A 1545-nucleotide genomic window follows, 5' to 3' on the forward strand; every position below is an offset into this window, starting at 1 on the left:
GGCTCTCCCTTGTTGTCATCCGGTCCCTCCGGTCCCTCCGTCCCCCTGCCCGGCTCCTCCGCGGCGCCGTCCGGGCCCTGCCCGGCTTCCCCCAGGCGAGCCGACGCCGTGCCGCCCGGGCGGGCCCCGATCACCCCCGGACGAGACGACGACGCACCACCCGGACGGGACCCCATCTCCCCCGGACGGGACGATGACGCACCGACCGGGCGGGGCCACGTCTCGTCCGGCTCTCCCTTGTTGTCATCCGGTCCCTCCGGTCCCTCCGTCCCCCTGCCCGGCTCCTCCGCGGCGCCGTCCGGGCCGGGCCGCCGTCCCCGCCCGGGCGGGGGTCCGTCTCCTGCCACGGCCCGCCCGGTCCCGGGCCGGACGGGCCGGGGCCCTCGGGACCAGGACCACCAGGGCCGGGACCCTCAGGGCCGTGAGCATCAGGGCCAAGCCCACCGGCCAAGTGCCGCCCCCGCACGCCCCGCACCCGACCCCGAGCACCACACACCACCACCCGGCCCGCACCCGGACGCCGCCCAGGACCGGCCGCGAGCGCGTTCGGACCGTCCCGCGCCGGACGGCGGCGGCCCCGGCCCCGGCGAGGGCCGCACCCTGGACGGCCCGCCCGCCGGCACGGCGCCTCTCCGGGCGCGCCCGGACGCCGCGCACGACCCCGACGCGACCGCAGTACCCCGAAGGAGCCGCACCCGGTGATCCGCTTCGAGCAGGTGACGGTGACGTACCACGACGCCGCCGCCCCGACCCTCCGGGACCTCGATCTGACCATCCCCGAGGGGGAGTTGTGCCTTCTGGTCGGCCCTTCGGGGGTCGGCAAGTCGACGCTGCTGGGCGCCGTGAGCGGACTGGTGCCGCACTTCACCGGCGGCACGCTGCGCGGCCGGGTCACCGTCGACGGGCGGGACACCCGCACCCACCGGCCGCGCGAACTCGCGGACGTCGTCGGCACGGTGGGCCAGGACCCGCTCGCACACTTCGTGACCGACACGGTCGAGGAGGAACTGGCGTACGGCATGGAGTCGTTGGGGCTCCCCGCGGACACCATGCGGCGCCGGGTCGAGGAGACCCTCGACCTGCTGGGCCTGGCCGGCCTCCGCGACCGCGCCCTGCGTACCCTCTCCGGCGGCCAGCAGCAGCGCGTGGCCATCGGTTCGGTGCTCACGACGCATCCCCGGGTGCTGGTCCTGGACGAGCCGACGTCCGCCCTCGACCCCGCCGCCGCCGAGGAGGTCCTCGCGGTGCTGCAACGGCTCGTCCACGACCTGGGCACCACCGTGCTGCTGGCCGAGCACCGGCTGGAGCGGGTGGTGCAGTACGCGGACCGGGTGGTCCTGCTGCCGGGGCCGGGCGAGCCGCCCGTCGTCGGCGGACCGGCGGAGGTGATGGCCGTCTCCCCCGTGCACCCGCCCGTCGTCGCCCTCGGCCGGCTGGCCGGCTGGACGCCGGTGCCGCTGTCCGTGCGCGACGCGCGGCGCGCGGCGGCACCGCTGCGGGCGCGCCTCGCGAACGTCCCGCCACCGGCCCCCGCCCCGCCCGGGC

General features: G+C 78.1%; 1 protein-coding gene. It reads left to right on the forward strand.

Annotated elements, in window-relative coordinates; translation table 11 throughout:
- Window positions 1-698: 698 nt before the first annotated feature.
- The coding region (locus tag ACSNOK_RS32965; protein WP_436784462.1) for an ABC transporter ATP-binding protein at window positions 699-1545 on the forward strand (847 nt) is incomplete at its 3' end.

Source organism: Streptomyces sp. URMC 126 (assembly GCF_051386555.1).
Lineage (GTDB): Bacteria > Actinomycetota > Actinomycetes > Streptomycetales > Streptomycetaceae > Streptomyces.